The organism is Geminisphaera colitermitum TAV2 (assembly GCF_000171235.2).
In the GTDB taxonomy this organism is placed as follows: domain Bacteria; phylum Verrucomicrobiota; class Verrucomicrobiia; order Opitutales; family Opitutaceae; genus Geminisphaera; species Geminisphaera colitermitum.
In genome coordinates, this window is sequence record NZ_ABEA03000021.1 from 1 (window position 1) to 16,934 (window position 16,934).

Annotated in this window: 15 protein-coding genes; 7 read left to right on the forward strand and 8 right to left on the reverse strand. The window is 63.1% G+C overall.

From position 1 onward, the window contains the following. Positions 1-34: 34 nt before the first annotated feature. Together tsaD and OBACDRAFT_RS03225 are read right to left on the reverse strand one after the other, a co-directional pair. Complete coding sequence (tsaD, locus tag OBACDRAFT_RS03220) at positions 35-1,078, reverse strand: tRNA (adenosine(37)-N6)-threonylcarbamoyltransferase complex transferase subunit TsaD (protein ID WP_043582716.1); 1,044 nt, start codon at positions 1,076-1,078, stop codon at positions 35-37. 2 nt (positions 1,079-1,080) lie between these two features. Beyond that, positions 1,081-2,508 carry a S41 family peptidase gene (locus tag OBACDRAFT_RS03225; protein ID WP_232766594.1) on the reverse strand — a complete coding sequence of 476 codons (1,428 nt, stop codon included), beginning with the start codon at positions 2,506-2,508 and terminating at the stop codon, positions 1,081-1,083. Here OBACDRAFT_RS03225 and OBACDRAFT_RS03230 point away from each other — a divergent pair. Together OBACDRAFT_RS03230 and OBACDRAFT_RS03235 are read left to right on the forward strand one after the other, a co-directional pair. Beyond that, a complete protein-coding gene (locus OBACDRAFT_RS03230; RefSeq protein ID WP_232766596.1) occupies positions 2,507-3,505 on the forward strand; it encodes an SAM-dependent methyltransferase in 999 nt (332 codons plus the stop codon). The genes OBACDRAFT_RS03225 and OBACDRAFT_RS03230 overlap by 2 nt on opposite strands. A 122-nt stretch (positions 3,506-3,627) precedes the next feature. After that, positions 3,628-4,686: an NAD(P)H-dependent glycerol-3-phosphate dehydrogenase gene (locus OBACDRAFT_RS03235; RefSeq protein ID WP_043582720.1), complete on the forward strand. Its 1,059-nt coding sequence runs from the start codon at positions 3,628-3,630 to the stop codon at positions 4,684-4,686. Between the two features lie 62 nt (positions 4,687-4,748). Here OBACDRAFT_RS03235 and lipA read toward each other — a convergent pair whose 3' ends face one another. After that, positions 4,749-5,654, reverse strand: a complete 906-nt coding sequence (lipA, locus tag OBACDRAFT_RS03240; RefSeq protein WP_043582722.1) for a lipoyl synthase — start codon at positions 5,652-5,654, stop codon at positions 4,749-4,751. Positions 5,655-6,010: 356 nt separating this feature from the next. On the opposite strand from lipA, the gene OBACDRAFT_RS03245 reads away from it, so the two are divergent. Then, positions 6,011-8,899: a M16 family metallopeptidase gene (locus OBACDRAFT_RS03245; protein WP_052360978.1), complete on the forward strand. Its 2,889-nt coding sequence runs from the start codon at positions 6,011-6,013 to the stop codon at positions 8,897-8,899. A 54-nt stretch (positions 8,900-8,953) separates the two neighbouring features. After that, positions 8,954-9,475, forward strand: a complete 522-nt coding sequence (locus tag OBACDRAFT_RS03250) for a NanQ anomerase/TabA/YiaL family protein (protein ID WP_052360979.1) — start codon at positions 8,954-8,956, stop codon at positions 9,473-9,475. A 215-nt stretch (positions 9,476-9,690) separates the two neighbouring features. Here the strand turns inward: OBACDRAFT_RS03250 and OBACDRAFT_RS29235 are convergent, their stop codons facing one another. Then, a complete protein-coding gene (locus OBACDRAFT_RS29235) occupies positions 9,691-9,846 on the reverse strand; it encodes a hypothetical protein (RefSeq protein WP_232766597.1) in 156 nt (51 codons plus the stop codon). 65 nt (positions 9,847-9,911) lie between these two features. On the opposite strand from OBACDRAFT_RS29235, the gene rlmJ reads away from it, so the two are divergent. Next, positions 9,912-10,616 carry a 23S rRNA (adenine(2030)-N(6))-methyltransferase RlmJ gene (rlmJ, locus tag OBACDRAFT_RS03255; RefSeq protein ID WP_052360980.1) on the forward strand — a complete coding sequence of 235 codons (705 nt, stop codon included), beginning with the start codon at positions 9,912-9,914 and terminating at the stop codon, positions 10,614-10,616. A 135-nt stretch (positions 10,617-10,751) separates the two neighbouring features. Here rlmJ and OBACDRAFT_RS03260 read toward each other — a convergent pair whose 3' ends face one another. From OBACDRAFT_RS03260 to OBACDRAFT_RS03275, 4 genes are all read right to left on the reverse strand, one after another. Further along, on the reverse strand, positions 10,752-11,600 hold the full coding sequence (locus OBACDRAFT_RS03260) for a sirohydrochlorin chelatase (protein ID WP_043582725.1): 849 nt from the start codon (positions 11,598-11,600) through the stop codon (positions 10,752-10,754). Between the two features lie 101 nt (positions 11,601-11,701). Beyond that, positions 11,702-11,917: an addiction module protein gene (locus OBACDRAFT_RS03265; RefSeq protein ID WP_052360981.1), complete on the reverse strand. Its 216-nt coding sequence runs from the start codon at positions 11,915-11,917 to the stop codon at positions 11,702-11,704. Then, positions 11,914-13,269, reverse strand: coding sequence for a class I SAM-dependent RNA methyltransferase (locus OBACDRAFT_RS03270; RefSeq protein WP_052360983.1), 1,356 nt, complete (start codon positions 13,267-13,269; stop codon positions 11,914-11,916). Before OBACDRAFT_RS03270 ends, OBACDRAFT_RS03265 begins: the two co-directional genes overlap by 4 nt. 146 nt (positions 13,270-13,415) lie before the next feature. Continuing rightward, a complete protein-coding gene (locus tag OBACDRAFT_RS03275; RefSeq protein WP_043582727.1) occupies positions 13,416-13,829 on the reverse strand; it encodes a hypothetical protein in 414 nt (137 codons plus the stop codon). An 88-nt stretch (positions 13,830-13,917) separates the two neighbouring features. Between OBACDRAFT_RS03275 and OBACDRAFT_RS03280 the strand changes: the two genes are divergently transcribed. Next, positions 13,918-14,142 (forward strand): hypothetical protein, encoded by a 225-nt coding sequence (locus OBACDRAFT_RS03280; RefSeq protein ID WP_043582729.1) that lies wholly within the window; start codon positions 13,918-13,920, stop codon positions 14,140-14,142. Continuing rightward, entirely contained in the window at positions 14,139-16,850 is a 2,712-nt protein-coding gene (locus OBACDRAFT_RS24905) for an immunoglobulin domain-containing protein (protein ID WP_052360985.1), read from the forward strand. Before OBACDRAFT_RS03280 ends, OBACDRAFT_RS24905 begins: the two co-directional genes overlap by 4 nt. Positions 16,851-16,934 lie beyond the last annotated feature (84 nt).

Here is a 16,934-nt window from a genome sequence, read left to right on the forward strand (position 1 = left end):
GCCGCCGCTCCCTGCGACTCCTGCGTAACAGCAGTTATGCGAGTTCCAATCCAGGGGCGATGGCCAGATCGGCGGCGGTGTCGGCGGGTTGGGCGGACGGGTCGGCCCAAGCGGCAAAGGCGATCATGCCGGCATTGTCGCCGGTGTGCCGGGGAAGGGCGGCGAGCAGCGGTATCCGCCGAAGCGATACAACGCGGGCGAGCGCGGCGCGCAGCGTCTGGTTGTTGGCCACGCCGCCGGAGAGGCCGGCGCTCCGGTATGCGCCGTGCGGTGTGCCGCGGTCGAGGGCGAGCGCGGCCTTGCGCGCGAGAGCATCGACGACAGCCTGCTGGTAGCTGGCGCAAAGGTCGTCCATCCGGGCCTCGATCTCGGCGGGAGTCATTTTTTCGAGTTGATAGCGCAGGCTCGTCTTGAGGCCGGAAAAACTGAAATCCAACTCGGCGCGCGCCCCGATGCCGCGGGGAAAATCAAAGGCGTCGGCCCGGCCTTTTGCGGCGCGTTTTTCGATCAAGGGGCCGCCGGGGTAGCCGAGGGCAAGGAGCTTGGCGCCCTTGTCGAGCGCCTCGCCCGCGGCGTCGTCACGCGTGGTGGACAGGACGCGGATGCGCCGTTGCGCATCGACTTCGGCGAGCAGGGTGTTGCCGCCGGAAACGACAAGCGCGAGGTGCGGCAGCAAGGCGGACAGGCGGGCGTCGAACTCAGCCGGAGCCTCCGAATGCAGCGTGATGAAGGGGGAGAAAACGTGGCCGCGCAGGTGATTGACTCCGGTGAGCGGCACGCGCAGGGCGAGGGCAAGCGACTTGGCGGCGGCGACGCCAATCGCCAGGCAACCGGCGAGGCCGGGGCCGTGCGTCACGGCGACGCGGGAAACGTGTTCGAAGGGGACGGTTTGACGCGCACGCTCCAACAACGGGGCCACGGTGCGCAGGTGTTCGCGTGTGGCGAGGTCGGGCACCACGCCGCCGTGTTTTTCGTGCAACGCGATCTGACTGTGCACCCATTCGCCCGCGAGACCACAGGCGGGGTCAAAGAGGGCGACGGCGGTTTCGTCGCAGGAGGTTTCGATGGCGAGAATCATTTCTATTCAGTTTTTTGTCCCAATGCCTCTGATGTCTCCAACGCTTTGACGGCGGCGGCGAGTTGGCGGTCCTCGACGCGCTCCTCGCCGGGGGGGGGAGGGTTAAACTTGGCCAGGCGCACGGCTTTTTCCTCTTCGAGGCTCATCTTCACTTCGATGTCGGGCGCGATGCCCACGCCATGAATCGTGGCTCCCGAGGGGGTGTAGTAACGGGCCGTGGTCAGGCGCAGGCCGGCACCGCCGCGCATGTTGAAGATCGTCTGCACAGAACCTTTGCCAAAGCTCTTTTCGCCGACCACCACGGCGCGGCGGGTGTCCTTGAGCGCGCCGGTCACGATTTCCGAGGCGCTGGCGCTGCCTCCGTTGATGAGCACGGCGAGGGGCAGGGTCAGGGGCGGTTCGCGTCGCTTGCGTGCGCGCAGTTCCTGCTGGTCATCCCCGGTGCGGCCCCGTGTGGAAACGATGAGTTCGCCGCCCTTGAAAAAGGGTTCGACCACCGCCACCGCCGCTTCGAGCAGGCCACCCGGATTGTTGCGCAAATCGAGGACGAGCGCGCGGGCGCCGTCCTTGCGCAGACGTTCGAGGGCGGCGTCAAATTCCCTGCCCGTCTGGTCGCCGAATTGCGTGATCTGGATGTAACCGATGCGCGGCGCGTCCGGCGCAGAGGGGGGGGAGGGGAGCAGTTGCACATCGCGCACGCTGTCCACATGGATGCGTTCGCGTTTGATGGAGAGCGTGAGTTCGCGTTCCTGCGAGGGACGGAAAAAATCGATGGACACGGTGGTGCCGGGTTTGCCGCGGAGTCCGCGCACAACGTTGTCCATGAGCGGGCTGTCGATTTTGACGCCGCCGATGCCTACGATCCTGTCCCCGCGCAGGATGCCGGCGCGGTCACCGGGCGTGCCGGGTATTGGAGCCACGACTACGACATGGCCGTCCTGGACTTCCACCTGCACGCCGATGCCGCCAAATTCGCCGTCGATCTCTTCCTGCAACAACTGGTAGTCGCCCGGGGGCATGTATTGGGAATGCGGATCGAGTTTGCCGAAAAGTCCGTTGAGCGCGGCGGCCTGCAAATCGGTCGGAGCCACGGATTTTTCGTCGATGTAATAGGTGTTTATCGCGCGCATCACTTCGGCCACGGTGTCGGTTGCCCGGTTGAGATCGCGCGAGGGCCACCATTTCCAACTCGCGCCGAACTTCGCCAGGCTGAGTGAAAGCACGAGGCCAAGCGTGAGTCCTGTGACGAGGGTGAGAAACCGGTTGAGCATCCGTCGCACTCTGGGCATCCAAGCGTCTTTGTAAATGTCCACATCCGCATCTTTTTCATCGCAGGCGTCGCCTGAGTTTTGCGCAGCTTTCCGCCGCCGGGCGAGTGCCGGGGGGGGGGGGGAGGCAGGCGCGGTCACGCTCACGTTTGCCGACTTCATGGAGGTCGCGCTTTACGATCCCGGCGTCGGTTATTATCGGGCGGCGCGGCAACGCGTCGGACGTGCCAGTGGCACTGATTTTTACACCGCGACGAGCAGTGGCGCGCTTTTCGGCGAACTCGTTTGCGCCGCCGCCGAATCGCTCGTGCAACGGCACGGCGCGCAACACGGCGTCAAGTTGTCGGACTTCACGTTCGTCGAGATTGGCGCGGAGCCGGGCGGGGGTATTTTGCGTGACGTCGCCACGCATCCGTTTCGCAGCGTGCGGACGCTTGGCGTTGGTGACCTGTTGGATCTGAACGACGCCGACGGCAGCACCGAAACGGGCGGGCCTTGCGTGGTGTTTTCCAACGAACTTTTTGATGCGCAACCGGTGCGTCGCTTCGTGCGCCATGCCGGAGCCTGGCACGAACTCGGCGTCACCCTCATGCCCGACGGCACGCTTCACGAGACTCGCCTCGCATCCGTCCCGACCAGCGCCGCCCCTTGGTTGCCTGCCGCCGATCCTGCGAGCGACATCGCCCCGGCTGACGGCGACCTTTTCGACGCCCCGCGCGCCGCCGCCGAACTCGCCGCCCGCATCGCCGCGCAGCCGTGGAGCGGCCTCTTTATTGCCTTCGATTACGGCAAGACTTGGCGCGAACTCGCCACCGAACACCCCGCCGGCACCGCCCGCGCCTATCGTGCGCACCGCCAGCACAACGACTTGCTGGCCGACCCCGGCGGGCAAGACCTCACCGCCCACGTGTGCTGGGACTGGCTGGCCGATGCATTGCGCGCCGCCGTGCCGCCGTTCGACGCCGGCACCGTGGCCGTCGAGTCGCAGGAGGCGTTTTTCATCCACCATGCCGTCGCGTTTTTGGAAAAAACTTTTGTTGCCAATGCAGCCGAGTCCTCCGGATTCAGCCCCCGCAAGAGCGCCCTCATGCAACTCCTGCACCCAGCCAACATGGGACAAAAATTCCAAGTCCTCCACGCATGGCGAGCGCCGGCCTGAACTCCGCGTCGCGGGAATCCGGGACTTCGGCAAATTGGCGTTTCCATGCGCGGGAGATTACTTTGTCATCAAACCTCAATCCTCAATCTTCCACCCGCCATCCATTCCCAATCCACGACACTATGAATTTCGCCGTCATCGGAGCCGGTGCCTGGGGCACGGCCTTTGCCATCCATCTTGCGCGACTCAATCACACCGTGACGCTCGTTCCGCGGCGGTTTGAACAGGCGCTGGCCCTGGCCTCTGCGCGCGAGAATGCCGACTACCTGCCGGGCATCCCCTTGCCGGCCAGTCTCCAGATCGGGCACGAACTGACGCCCGTGCTCATGGAGGCAGAGGTGATCGTCGTGGCCTGTCCGTCGCAGGCGCTGCGGCAAACATGTGAAAACATCCGTGCCAATCTCGGGCTTGCCACGCAGATGAAGCTCGTTGTCAGCCTCGCCAAAGGACTTGAACTCTCCACGCACAAACGTCCCAGCGAAGTCATCAACGAAGTGCTGCCCGGCGTCATTGCCTCCAGCCTCACCGGCCCGACCAACGCCGCCGAAGTCGCGCGCGGCAAACCGGCCGCGATGGTGTTCGCCGCCGCCCTCCCCTCCGCTCCCGCCGCGCTGGATGGCGACGCTTCCCCCCCCCCCCCCCTCCCCCCCCCTCTCACCGAGTATCTCAAAACCGTGCAGGCTGCGCTCAGCGGGCCGACCTTGCGCGTTTATCTCGGCTCCGACATTGCGGGCGTCGAGTTTGGCGGCTGCCTCAAGAACATCTATGCCATAGCCGCCGGTTGCTGCGACGGACTGAGGCTCGGCGACAATGCCAAGGCCGCACTCCTCACCCGCGCCCTGACCGAAATGGTGCGCGTGGGCGTGGCACTGGGAGCGCAACGCGACACTTTTTATGGACTGGGCGGTTTTGGCGATCTCGTCGCCACCTGCACAGGCGGATGGAGCCGCAACCGCACATTTGGACAGCGGCTTGGTGAAGGGCAAAGCGCCGCCGATCTGATTGCTGCGAGCAAGTCCGTGGTCGAAGGGTATCGCACGACGGAGAGTTTTTATGAACTTTGCCAGAAACGTGGTATCGAGGCCCCGATTCTCACCGAAGTGCATCGCATCCTCTACGGCGGGCGTCCGGCATCCGACGCGTTGATGGCGCTGATGACGCGGGAACTAAAACACGAGTAAGAGGAGGCTCCTCCCTCGCCTCGCCTCCCCTCACCTCTCCCCACCACACATAACACTAACGACTACGCTGTCGCGTCCACCAAGGCGTTCACCTTGTTGAGATGCGCGTCGCCGGTGTATTTATGCGACTGCTCGTCGGCGTGGTAACTGGAGCGCACCATCGCGCCGCTTTCCACCACGCCAAGGCCGGCGGCGAGGCCGAATTGCTTCCAATGCGCAAACTCGTCGGGGTGCACCCAGCGGTCGATTTTCCAGTGCTGCGGCGTGGGTTGCAAATACTGGCCGATGGTGAGGATGTCGGTGCCGTCGGAGGCGATGTCTCGGATCGTTTGCTCAATTTCCTCCTGACGTTCGCCGAGGCCGAGCATGATGCCCGTCTTGGTCGTGAAACCGCGCCCCTTCGCATGACGCAGCACGCCGCGCGAACGATCGTAACGCGCCTGCACGCGCACCGGACGTTGCAACCGCTCCACGGTCTCCACGTTGTGATTAAAAATATCGGGCCGCGCATCCATTACCATGTCCACATGCTCCGTGCGCCCCTTGAAATCGGGCACCAGCACCTCGATGGCCGTCTGCGGATTGCGGTAACGGATCGCGCGAATCGTGGCTGCCCACACCGAGGCTCCGCCATCCTGCAACTCATCGCGCGCCACGGACGTGATGACGCAATGGCGCAGATTCATCGTCGCCACAGCCTCCGCCACGCGGGCGGGCTCGGCGAGATCCAGCTCCGTGGGACGTCCGGTCTGGATCGCGCAAAAATTACACGAGCGCGTGCAAATGTTGCCAAGGATCATGACCGTGGCGGTGCCGCGCGACCAGCATTCGCCGAGATTGGGGCACTGCGCACTCTGGCAGACGGTGTGGAGATGGGTCTTGTCCACGAGTTGGCGGACGGCGGCATAGCCGGGGCCGGTCGGGAGCTTGGCTCGGAGCCAGGAAGGTTTGCGCGAAGTGTCGATCATCAGTCGGAGGCGCAAAGGAAGCCAGGGAAGGCGGAATCACAACTTCGTTTTGAATCATGGATGTTACGCGACGGAGGATTGGCAGAAAAAGTGGGCGGGCGTCTCGCCCGCTGTAGGGGCGTCGCTTGCGACGCCCGCGACGCCATTCGATGCCACGTCCTGCATACGCGGGCTTCGCAAGCGAAGCCCCTACGCGGGGCGCGGGCGTCCCGCCCGCTTCGACTGGAGGTGCCTCTCAGCCTCGTCTCAGGGCGGCGCTCCGCGTAACATCAGTGAATCATGAATTTTGAGCCACGAAGGTTGAATCATGACGGACCTCCGGCATGGTGACCTGTTTTCACTTCCGAATTTTCGCCATGCGCCATCCCGCAACCCTCCTCCCGTCGCTCCCGCTCGTCACGCTTCTCATTGCCGCCCTCCTCCCGGCCCTCGCCACCTCCGCCCCCCCTCCCCCCCCCCCCTCCCCTGCCCTCTCCCCCGCATCCGACTCGCTCCAGACCGATCCAGCGATCCACTCCGGCACGCTGCCCAACGGCCTGCGCTACCTCGTCCGTCGCAACACCGAGCCCAAGGACCGCGCCTCGCTCCGGCTCGTCGTATTGGCTGGCTCACTACACGAAACGGACGCGCAACGCGGCCTCGCGCACTTCCTCGAACACATGGCCTTCAACGGCAGCACGCACTACCCGCCCGGCACGCTCGTCGAATTTTTCCAGCGCATGGGAATGGGCTTCGGCGGCGACACCAACGCCTACACCTCGTTTGACCACACCGCCTACATGCTCGAACTCCCCGACACCAAGCCCGCCACGCTGACCGAGGGCTTGCGCGTATTTGGCGACTACGCGGGCGGCCTGCTCCTCGACACCTCCGAGATTGACCGCGAACGCGGCGTCATCCTTGCCGAGAAACGCACGCGCGACTCCGCCGACTACCGGTGCAGCATTGCCGGCTACGATTTCCTCTTCGCCGGCACCCTCCTCCCCAAACGCCTCCCCATTGGCGAAGAATCCGTCATCAAAAACGCCACCCGCGCCGATTTTCTGGATTTTTACAACACCTGGTATCGCCCCGAACGCCTCGCTCTCATCGCCGTCGGTGACTTCGACCCCGAAGCTGTTGTCGCCGCGATCAAGAACGACAAAAACCTCGCAATCCTCGCCGCCCGCGCCCCCGCCCGCCCCGCGCCCGACATGGGCGAACTCGCAACAGCCCTTCCCCCCCCCCCCCCCCGCGTCCAAGACAACACCCCTGCCGTGGCCCGCCACCACGAACCCGACGCCAGCGCCACCACCGTATCCATCAACACACTACGCCCCTGGACTCACGAACCCGACACCGCGCAAAAACGCCTCCGCGAACTCCCCCGCCTCCTCGCCACCGCCATGCTCAACCGCCGCCTCGAAACCCTGGCCAAAGCGGAAAACGCCCCCTTCAGTCGCGCCAGCGTATCCATCGGCGAGGACTTCGACTTTTTCCACATCGCCGCGCTGCAACTCACCACCACGCCCGCCCGCTGGACCGATGCCCTCGCCGTCGGCGAAAACGAACTCCGCCGCGCCCTCCAGTTCGGCTTCCGCGAACACGAATTACGCGAAGCACGCGCCAATTTTCTCAACACTCTGGAGCAATCCGTAAAGACCGCCCCCACGCGCCGCTCCGACGAACGCGCCGCCGAACTCATTGACTCCGTCGTGAACCGCCTCATCCCGACCACGCCCGAAGCCGACCTCGCGCTCTATTCCCCCGCCCTCGCCGCCCTCACGGTCGATGACTGCCTCGCCGCCCTTCGCGCCGACTTCGCCTCACCCGGCGGCACGCACGTTTTTGTCTCCGGCAACACGCACATCGACAATGACGCCGTCATCCTTGACGCCTACGCCAAAGCCGCCGCCATCCCCGTCACCGCGCCCGCCGACACTGCCGCCGCCGCCTTTGCCTACACCGACTTCGGCCCGGCCGGGCAAGTCACCGAACGCCGTCACATCGGCGACCTCGACCTCACCCTCGTCACCTTTGCCAACGGCGTGCGCCTCAACCTCAAACGCACCGACTTCCAAGCCGACGAAATCCTCGTCCGCGCCCGCGTCGGCACCGGCCGCCTCGAAACCCCGCGCACCCAGCCCGGCCTCGACCTCTATGCCAGCCTCACCTTCACCGCTGGCGGCCTCGGCAAGCACAGCGCCGACGACCTGCGCACCCTGCTCGCCGGACGCAATGCCGGCGTCGGCTTCTCCGTCGCCGACGACGCCTTCATCCTCAACGGCGCCACCACTCCCGCCGACCTCGTGCTGCAACTGCAACTCCTCGCCGCCCATGTATCCGATCCCGGATACCGCCCCGAAGCCGCGCGCCTCGCCGAAAAAAACATCGAACAACTCTATAACCGCCTCGACCACAGCCCCGCCGGCCCCCTTCAGACGACGGTTGCCCGCCTCCTCGCCAGCGGTGACCCTCGCTTCGGCCTCCCCGCGCGCTCCGAACTCGCGCAACGCACGCTCGCCGAAACCCGCGTCTGGCTCGCACCCCAATTCGCCACCGGCCCCATCGAAATCGCCCTCGTCGGCGACCTCGACATCGACACCGCCATCAACGCCGTCGCCGCCACCCTCGGAGCGCTCCCCGCGCGCGCCCCCCGCCCCGCGCTCGACGACGCCCGCCTCGTCTCCATCCCCGCCACCCCGGCCACCGAAACCTACACCGTGCCCACCACCATCCCCAAAGGCATCACCGCATTGTACTGGCCCACCACCGACGCCCTCGACGTCAGCCGCACCCGCCGCCTCAACCTCCTCGCCGACATCCTCACCGACCGACTCCGCAAAGTCGTCCGCGAACAAATCGGCGGCGCCTACAGCCCCGCCGCCGGCAGCGTGCCCAGCGAGACGTATCCGGGATATGGATTTCTCGTGACGCAGATCACGATCGACCCCGAACGCGCCGCCGACATTCAGGCCGCCGTCGTCAGGATCGCGCAACAACTCCACGACGAAGGCGTGACGGACGACGAAATCATCCGCGCCCGCCTCCCCGTTCTCACCGCCCTGCGCGAATCCGCGCGCACCAATGGCTACTGGCTCAACACCGTGCTTGGCGCCGCGCAGGAGCAACCCCGTCGCCTCGACTGGGCGCGCACCCGTCTCAGCGACTACGAATCGATCACCAAAGCCGACATCGACGCCCTCTCCCGCGCCTACCTCGCCCCCGCCCGCGCCTTCAAGTTCACCATCGTCCCCGCGCCATGACCGACAGCAGACTTGCCAGCGGGCGGGAGGCAGAGTTGGAGTTGGTGTTCACTTATGGCCGTCTTTGGATCCCTCGACACTGTTTGCACTCAACTAGCCGCATCACGCGGCTTCTCACTCGCGCTTGATTACGTGGCGCGGTGCCTGACTCCGGGCTCGGCGGAACACCGTCGCATCCTGGCAATCCAGCCGGGCCAGAAAACTCCCAACATCGAATTGGGCGAAGGCGTCTTCGCCATGGAGCAGGTTTACCAGACCAAACCGCACAACGAAGGCCGCTGGGAAGCGCATCGCGCCTATATCGACGTGCAAGTCATTATCCAGGGCGCGGAGTTGATGGAGATCGCCGAAACAAGCCGGCTTCAGGTCGAGGAAGATCACACGCCGGGGCGTGATGTCTTGTTTTTCCGTCCGATTCCGGCGGGTGCGACCGGCGGCGGAGCCAGCGTGCTGCTGGCCGACACCGGTTTTGTCGGCGTGTTTTTCCCGGTCGATGCACACCGTCCCTCGCTGGCAGTGACGGAGGGGCGTGGGATTGTCCACAAAACCGTGGTCAAAGTGCCAGTGGGGGTGTGATCGACGTTTTCGGTGGATTGGCCGTTGTTTTATTCTCAATCCTCCCCCCCCCGCATACCTCCGAACCCAACCGCCAATGGTCGCCAATGAACGCTAATAGAAACCGATTCAGGCGGAATGCGGGATTTCCCGCCATGCTCGCCACGCCCGCAACGGTTCAGCTTGGGCCGTTGCGAACGTGGCGCCGTTGCGGGAAATCCTGTTTTTATTCGCGTTCATTCGCGCCCATTCGCGGTTAAAAAACTCCGATGAATTACCGCCACCAATTCCACGCGGGAAACTTCGCCGATGTGTTCAAGCACGCGGCGCTGGTGCAACTTGTCCGCTTTCTCCAGCGCAAAGAAAAAGGATTCCTCTATCTCGACACGCACGCCGGACGCGGGCGCTACCACTTGGCGGCGGCGGCCCGCGGCGATTCGCTGGAGCGCCGTCCGGAGTGGCCGGAAGGAATCGGACGCCTGACGGAGGATTTCAAATCAGCGCAATCCCTCCCCTCCCCCCCCCCCCCTCCGCCGCGCTCGCCGACTACCTGCAAATCATCAAAACCTTCGCCGGCGACCCGCCGGAGATTTATCCGGGGTCGCCTTGGATCGCGAAAGCGCTGGCCCGCCCCCAAGACCGGCTGGCCTTGTGCGAAAAACATCCGGATGAAGCGGCGGCGTTACAGGAAGAATTTCACGGCGCGCCGCGCGTTTCCGTGCAATTGCTCGACGGGTACACGGGCGTGCGCGCACATCTGCCGCCGCAGGAACGACGAGCGCTGGTCCTGATCGACCCGCCCTTTGAGGAACGCGACGAATTTGTGCAGATTGCCGGGGCCTTGCGGGACGGGTTGCGACGCCTGCCGGGCGGCACGTTCGTGATATGGTATCCGTTGACCGGACGCGCGCAGGCGGCGGCGTTTTTCGACGAACTGGCCGCAATGGACCTCCCGCCCACTCTGTCCGTCGAACTAACCGTGGCGGGCGCGGCGGAGGCGGACGCGGCGACGCTGTCGTTGAGCGGTTGCGGACTGGTGGTGGTCAATCCGCCTTGGGGGATCGCGCCGGTGCTGGCCGGGCTGGCGCAAGAGCTCGCCGTCGTGCTGGCCCGTCGACCGGGCGGCGAGGGAACCTTGCGCTGGATCGTGCCGGAAAAATAATTACGAATCTGCTGTTATGCGTGCCAGGAAAGTGGCGCGGGCGTCCCGCCCGCAGACGACGCGCAGCGCCGCCTTGTAAACCGGGGGAAACCGTACCTTCGGCAGAAGCGGGCGGGACGCCCGCGCCACTTTTCGTCATTCATAATTCGTCACTCGTAATTCATCAAAGCGCCGGGCAAGCACCTCGACGAGTCGCGGATCACCAGCAAGCGTATCCGTTATTTGAGTACGCAAGCCGTGGTTTGCGCGTTCGGCGGCCTGGCAAATCTGCGTGATGTCGCCGCCGGGCCCGGCGTGACGTCCGGGGGAGAGAAATTGCAGCGCCACGACCACATCTCCCTGATTGGCGGGCGCGGTGACGAGAGCGCGTTCGAGCAAAGGCTCGTTGAAATCATAACGCTCCTCCTCGCGCCGTTCCATCGAAGCCACGCCGACGCCGGCGCACTCGCCAGCCAGTTCGCGGGCGAGCGCCGCACCGAGGAGATTGCGCACGGCGGTGACGCTGCGCTTGGGAGAACCATGATCGACGAGCAAAACGCGGGGACGGCCGAGGCCGGCAGAGTGAATCACCGCACGCACGCGATCCGCGAGGATGGCGACGATCTCGGGCGCGCCGCCATCGGGCTGCGCCGGGTCCACCAGCCAGCATGCCTGTGTGATACGCGCCGCGGGAAACCGTTCGAGCAACGCCCTGACGCGCCCCGGCAGGTAACCGGTGACCGCGCCGCTCGGGCCAAAAAACAGCGGCAGCAGCACGGCGTGAGCGCCAGGGCTTTGCTGGAAAAAAGCATTGAGCGCAGGTTCGAGGAGCCGGGCCGGGATGCCGTCAAGCTGGTCGGCGGGAATTTTTGTCGAATGGAGCAGTGAAACTGCCTCCACGGGCACGCCGATCCGGCTTTCGAGCGCGACGGCAAGCGCGCGCAGCGCGCGGGTGGCGTCAGCGCGCAAAGAACCGTTGTCGAAGAGAAAACAGGTGGGCGTCATCGCCTTGCCAGACTCATTCTTTCAAGCGTCGGGCTATCCATGCAGGATTTCGCCGGCAATCGAGTATTCGACGCACCACACAGACCGGAGGATTCGGATGTTCATGAAAACCGTCTCCGCAATTTCTCTTTCGCATCCTGCCAGTCGAGCACTTCCTCTTCCCCGGCCAAAAGACGTGCCTCGGTTTTGCGCAGTTCTTCCTCATGCCAGTCCGGGCTCTCAATCGTGTCCGCCTCCGATGCAAGGTCACCCCACAATGCCTCGATTATCCTCAGCTTTTCGGTGTTGGGCAATTGATGGAGTTCGGCCAAGCTCATGGTGTTGAAGTTGCGTCATGAAGAGATTCAGGCAAGGGTGCTTTTGTGATTTGGCCCAACCGGGTATTGCGCAAGGTGATGACGCACTCCAGGTGCCGGGTTTGCGGGAACAAATCGAAGGGCTGGACGGCGCTCAGTTCGTAACCGGCGGCGAGGAAGTGGCGCAGGTCGCGCATCTGCGTGGCCGGGTCGCAACTCACATAAACGACCGTCCGCGGACCGTATCCAAAAAGCTGTTGCAGAAAAGATTCGTCGCAGCCCTTGCGCGGCGGATCGATGATGACAGCGGTGTCGGCAGCGGGAAATGTCAGCCCCGCAAAAATCGCCGATGCGTCGCCCGCTTGGAATGTGGCGTTGCAAATGCCATTGAGTTCCGCGTTTTTCCGGGCGAACACGATGCTGCTTTCGCTGATTTCAATGCCCGCAACTTTTTCAAAAGCGGACGCCGCGCTGAGTGCGAACAAACCGCTCCCGCAATACGCATCTACCAAAAATCGCGCACCACCAGCCGCCGCTTGCTCACGGACGTAGCCAGTAAACGCAGGCAAAATGAAGGGATTGTTCTGGAAAAAATCGCGGGCGAGAAAACGCAGACGCAAGTCGCCTACCTGCTCCGTGACGATGTCGTCATAGTTTGTCGTCACCACGCCTGACGCATCACGCAACAAAAGCGTGGCACCGCGCACGTATGCGCCAGCGGCGGCTTTTGTCTGCACTTCCGCGCGCACTTCGGTCAGACGGGCGTTGATGGCATCCGTGGCGATTTCGCAACGCGGCACGTCGAGGAGATCGAAGCGTGTTCCCTGTCGCAAAAAACCAATGGGCATATCCGCCATCATCGCACCGGAGGCATCCCTGCGCGGATTGAAATGCGGCGTGATTTTGGAACGGTAGCCATACTGACGAGGCGAACCGATGACGGGCGACACCGACGATTCGATGCCTGCCATGTGACGAAGCAATTCGCCCACCTGCCTCCGTTTCCAGACGAGCTGGGAGGCGTAATTGAAATCCTGATACTGACAGCCGCCGCAACGTCCGAAAAGCGGACAGGGAGGCGTGGTCACGCGGTCGGGTGACGGAGCAAGCACGGCAAGCAAATCGGCTTCCGAGTAGTTTTTGTGGTTACGAAACACTCGTGCGCGCACGCGTTCGCCGGGCAACGCGAAGGGCACCATGACGACCCACTGAGAGTCTCCCGTTTGTCCCCCCTCCCCCCCCCCTTCCGTGCTGGCAGCCGTGATGGGCACGCGGCCAAGTCCGACACCGAGATTGGTGAGCGTGGCAATCTCCAGCTCGATCTCGGCGTGATAAGGGAACGGTTGGTCGTTGAATCGTTTCTTTTTGGCCACGGGTTGGTCTTGGTCTTAAATAAAACCTGAAGGCTGAGGGGCTAAAGGCTGAATGGTAAAGCCCGGAAGAACCCTAAAGAGGCGAGACAGGTCGGAGAAAAAAACGACTCAACGCGCCCCATCTTTTGAAATGCGCCCCTTTGCACCTATTTGCGAGACCTGCGCCTCGTGCCGCCTTTTATCGCTACATCGTTGGCAAAAATAGCCGCTGTACGCCGGATAAAATTTCGCAAACTCGGTTCGGCTCGCATGGCCTGCTCGATGATCGCGAGGTCGTTTTCCAGCGAGTCATCATTCTTGGCGAGCGCCGGTTCGTAATCCGAAGGTTGCAAACCAGCCCGTTCAATCTCGTCGAAGAGGTGTGCGCGCAGCAACTGGCGTTTCGTCTCCTGCTCCGGCCATGTCTGGAATATCGCGCGGAACAGCATGTCCTGCGGGATGCTCCCCTGAATGAACTTCGTGATGGCCGATTGTGTGACGCCGGCCTGTTTCGCAAAATTGCTCTGCGTCATTTGGTGGGAGGCCAGCACGTGCAGGAATATGTTTCGCAGTCGGTTCATGTTCCCATTGGGAAAGAAATTTCCTTGGAGGCAAATTCACATTGACTGCATTCCTTTGGAGAAATCTAATTTCCATTAGGAAACAACAATGCATTTCCCTGATCCATTGGAAGACTTCAAGGAATACGCGAGCCAAGCAGTTCACATAAGAAAACTGAAGGCGCGGGATGCCGTTGAGCGTTCACTTGCCGACGAACTGGCCGAGCACATCCGTCGTTTCCAGCCCTCCCCAGAACTCGCCGCACGCATCCCCTGCCCCCGTTTGTCTTCCCGCCATTCCTCCGTCCTCCCGCACATAAACAAACAACCATGAAATCATCCAAAACATCAGCTCTCGCACAGCTCCTGCTGTTTGCCTCCATCTTCTCCCTCGCCCTCATCGGCGGGGCCTGCCAACTCGCCGCGCAAGACATCGCCGGCAAGTGGTATTTCACCGGCTACGAGACCATCACCACCCTTGAGGACGACGTGGAACACACCTCCACGCGCCGGGAAAGCACCCTCACCATCACCAACACTGGCAACCCCGACGCCGCTTGGAGAATCACCTGCGGTTGGAACTCCAAACGAGGCACCACCACCTACTTGGAGAGAGAGACGCGCTACCACTTGATCCGCGGAAGCGACATGGAGATATGGACCTGCGACGTCAATGATTCCGACGGCGGCTCCCATATAAAACTCCTCCGCATCGACAATGACACCTGGATACTCAACCTCACCGACGTGATCGTTGATGCAGATGAGCGCATCATAGATCATTACGGCATCGTTGGCGTCCTCACCAAATCCGCCCCCCCCTCGCCCAAAGCCGCCAACTGGACAGGCAACTTTACCGAATTCAAATACTTCACCACCGACGACATTCTTTCTTGGTATTACTATAGCGACGGCCACTATTCTGTGGAACACTCCGAAGGGGTCAGCGAAGGTGGCGCAACGATCGCCGCCAAAAATGGCCGCTACGGCTTCTCTTCCGGTTATAATTCTTTCTTTGCGGATGCTCGCAGTGATGGTGAGTATTATTGGTCCGACGAAGGCTACGAATGGAACAACGGCGAGAATACGAAATACTATCCCTTGAGCGGCAAATTCATCACCACGGACGAGAAGGGTGACCAATGGGTCAAAGCGGACAAAGGCATCCTCTTTCAACTCTCTGGGAATCGCCTCGCTTCTGTTGGCATATATGTTGTCGTAGATCCTTCCGGCGGCAGTTTCGTTTGTGACGCCACCATCTACACCCGCGACGGCAGCAACAGCGACAACGATGACACTCCTCCGCCCGCCGACAACGTCACAGAACCCGTCATCAGCGTGCAACCAGCGGCGAGCACCGCCTTGCTTGCGGGCAAATCCGTCACGCTCAAGGTCGTTGCCACGGCGACCGGTAAAAACGCCACGAAATTCACGTATCAATGGTTCAAGGACGGATCAGCCATCGCGGGGGCGACCAAGGCCAGCTACACCGTCAAAACCACCAAAGGCAGCACCGCCGGAGCCGGCAGATACACGGTTGATGTGAAAAACTCCGCCGGCACCACGACCAGCGCGCCCGCCGTGGTCAGTGTGTTTTCCGCGCCCGCCATCACCACGCAGCCGCTGTCGCAGGAAGCCGTCGAAGGAGGCAGTGTCGCCTTCACAGTCGGCGCGAGCGGCACCGCGCCCTTCACCTGGCAGTGGAAACTCAACGGCAAGGACATCCCCGGCGCGACCTCCGCCACGCTTGGCGTGACCGCCAGCGCGGCCACGGCGGGCAAATACACCGTGGTTGTGGGCAACTCCGCGAGCACGGTCACCAGCAAAGCGGCCACGCTCAAGGTCAGCACCCGGCCCGCGATCACCGTGCAACCTGTCGAAACCGTGTGGGTCATCGCGGGCAAAAGCGTGAAGCTTTCCGTCAAGGCAACCGGCACCGCCAAACTCACGTATCAATGGTTCAAGGACGGCGAGTTTATCACCGGGGCGACCAAGGCCACTTACACGGTGAAGGCTGCCAAGGGTTCCAGCGCCGCCGCCGGCACGTATCACGTGCGCGTGTTCAACGCCGTAGCCCCCGAAGGCGTCAAGAGCGCCAGCGCCGAGGTCAAGGTGCTCGTGCCTGTTGTGCTCGATGAGCAACCCGTCGCCTCCAGCCCCAATGCTATCGGAGGCGAGCGCGTGACCTTCACCGCCAGGGCGACCGGCACCGGCCCGATCCGCTACCAGTGGAAACTCAACGGCAAGGACATCCCCGGAGCGACTTCCGCCACGCTTACCGTGACGGCCAGCGCGGCCACGGCGGGCAAATACACGGTGCTCGTCACCAACGGAGACAATGGCGCCGGGAAACCCATCGGCAAAGTCACCAGCAAAGCCGCCACGCTCAAGGTTGTCGAGCCGGCTTCGATCGTCGAGCAACCCGCCGGTCTCGCGCTGATTGAAGGCCAGTCCGGCAAGCTCGCCGTCAAGGCCGCCGGCACCGCGAAGCTCACGTATCAGTGGTATAAGGACGGCCAGCCCATCGCCAAGGCGACAAAGCCCGCGCTCGACCTGAAAAAAGTCACCACCGCCGATGCCGGGACCTACACGGTGCAAGTGGACAACGCCCTCAACCGCCCGGTATCGTCGTCCAGCGCCGTTGTCAACGTGACCACCGATCCCGGCCAACTGGCCCTGGCCTCGCTCCCCGTCGGAACTTACATTTCTTACCAAGGAAGTCGCAAGGACAAGTGGGAGACCTATTCCTACGACAACACCTTCCTGGTCCTGTCAGGGAACCGGCTCGCCGGCACCAGCTATGGCGACGAGGGCACTTACACCTACAAGCGCACCGGCCCGACGACAGCAACCCTTACCTACACCGCCACCGAATCGGACTGGAATTACACGGCAAAGGAGACCGGTACGATAAAGGTGGTTTTCATCTCCGGCACTGGAGGCACCTACACCGCTTCCGGCAACTACTCGGGAGTCGAATACGGAGAACGTTTCAGCAGCTCGTTCAAGGACTCCGGCACCTTCACCCTTGGGCTGCCCTGAGCGTTAAAACGTACCGCTGCGAAAACTGCTGTGGGAAAAAGACTGATCCGGGATGCGCATGTGTCCCGGACCAAGCTGTCCACC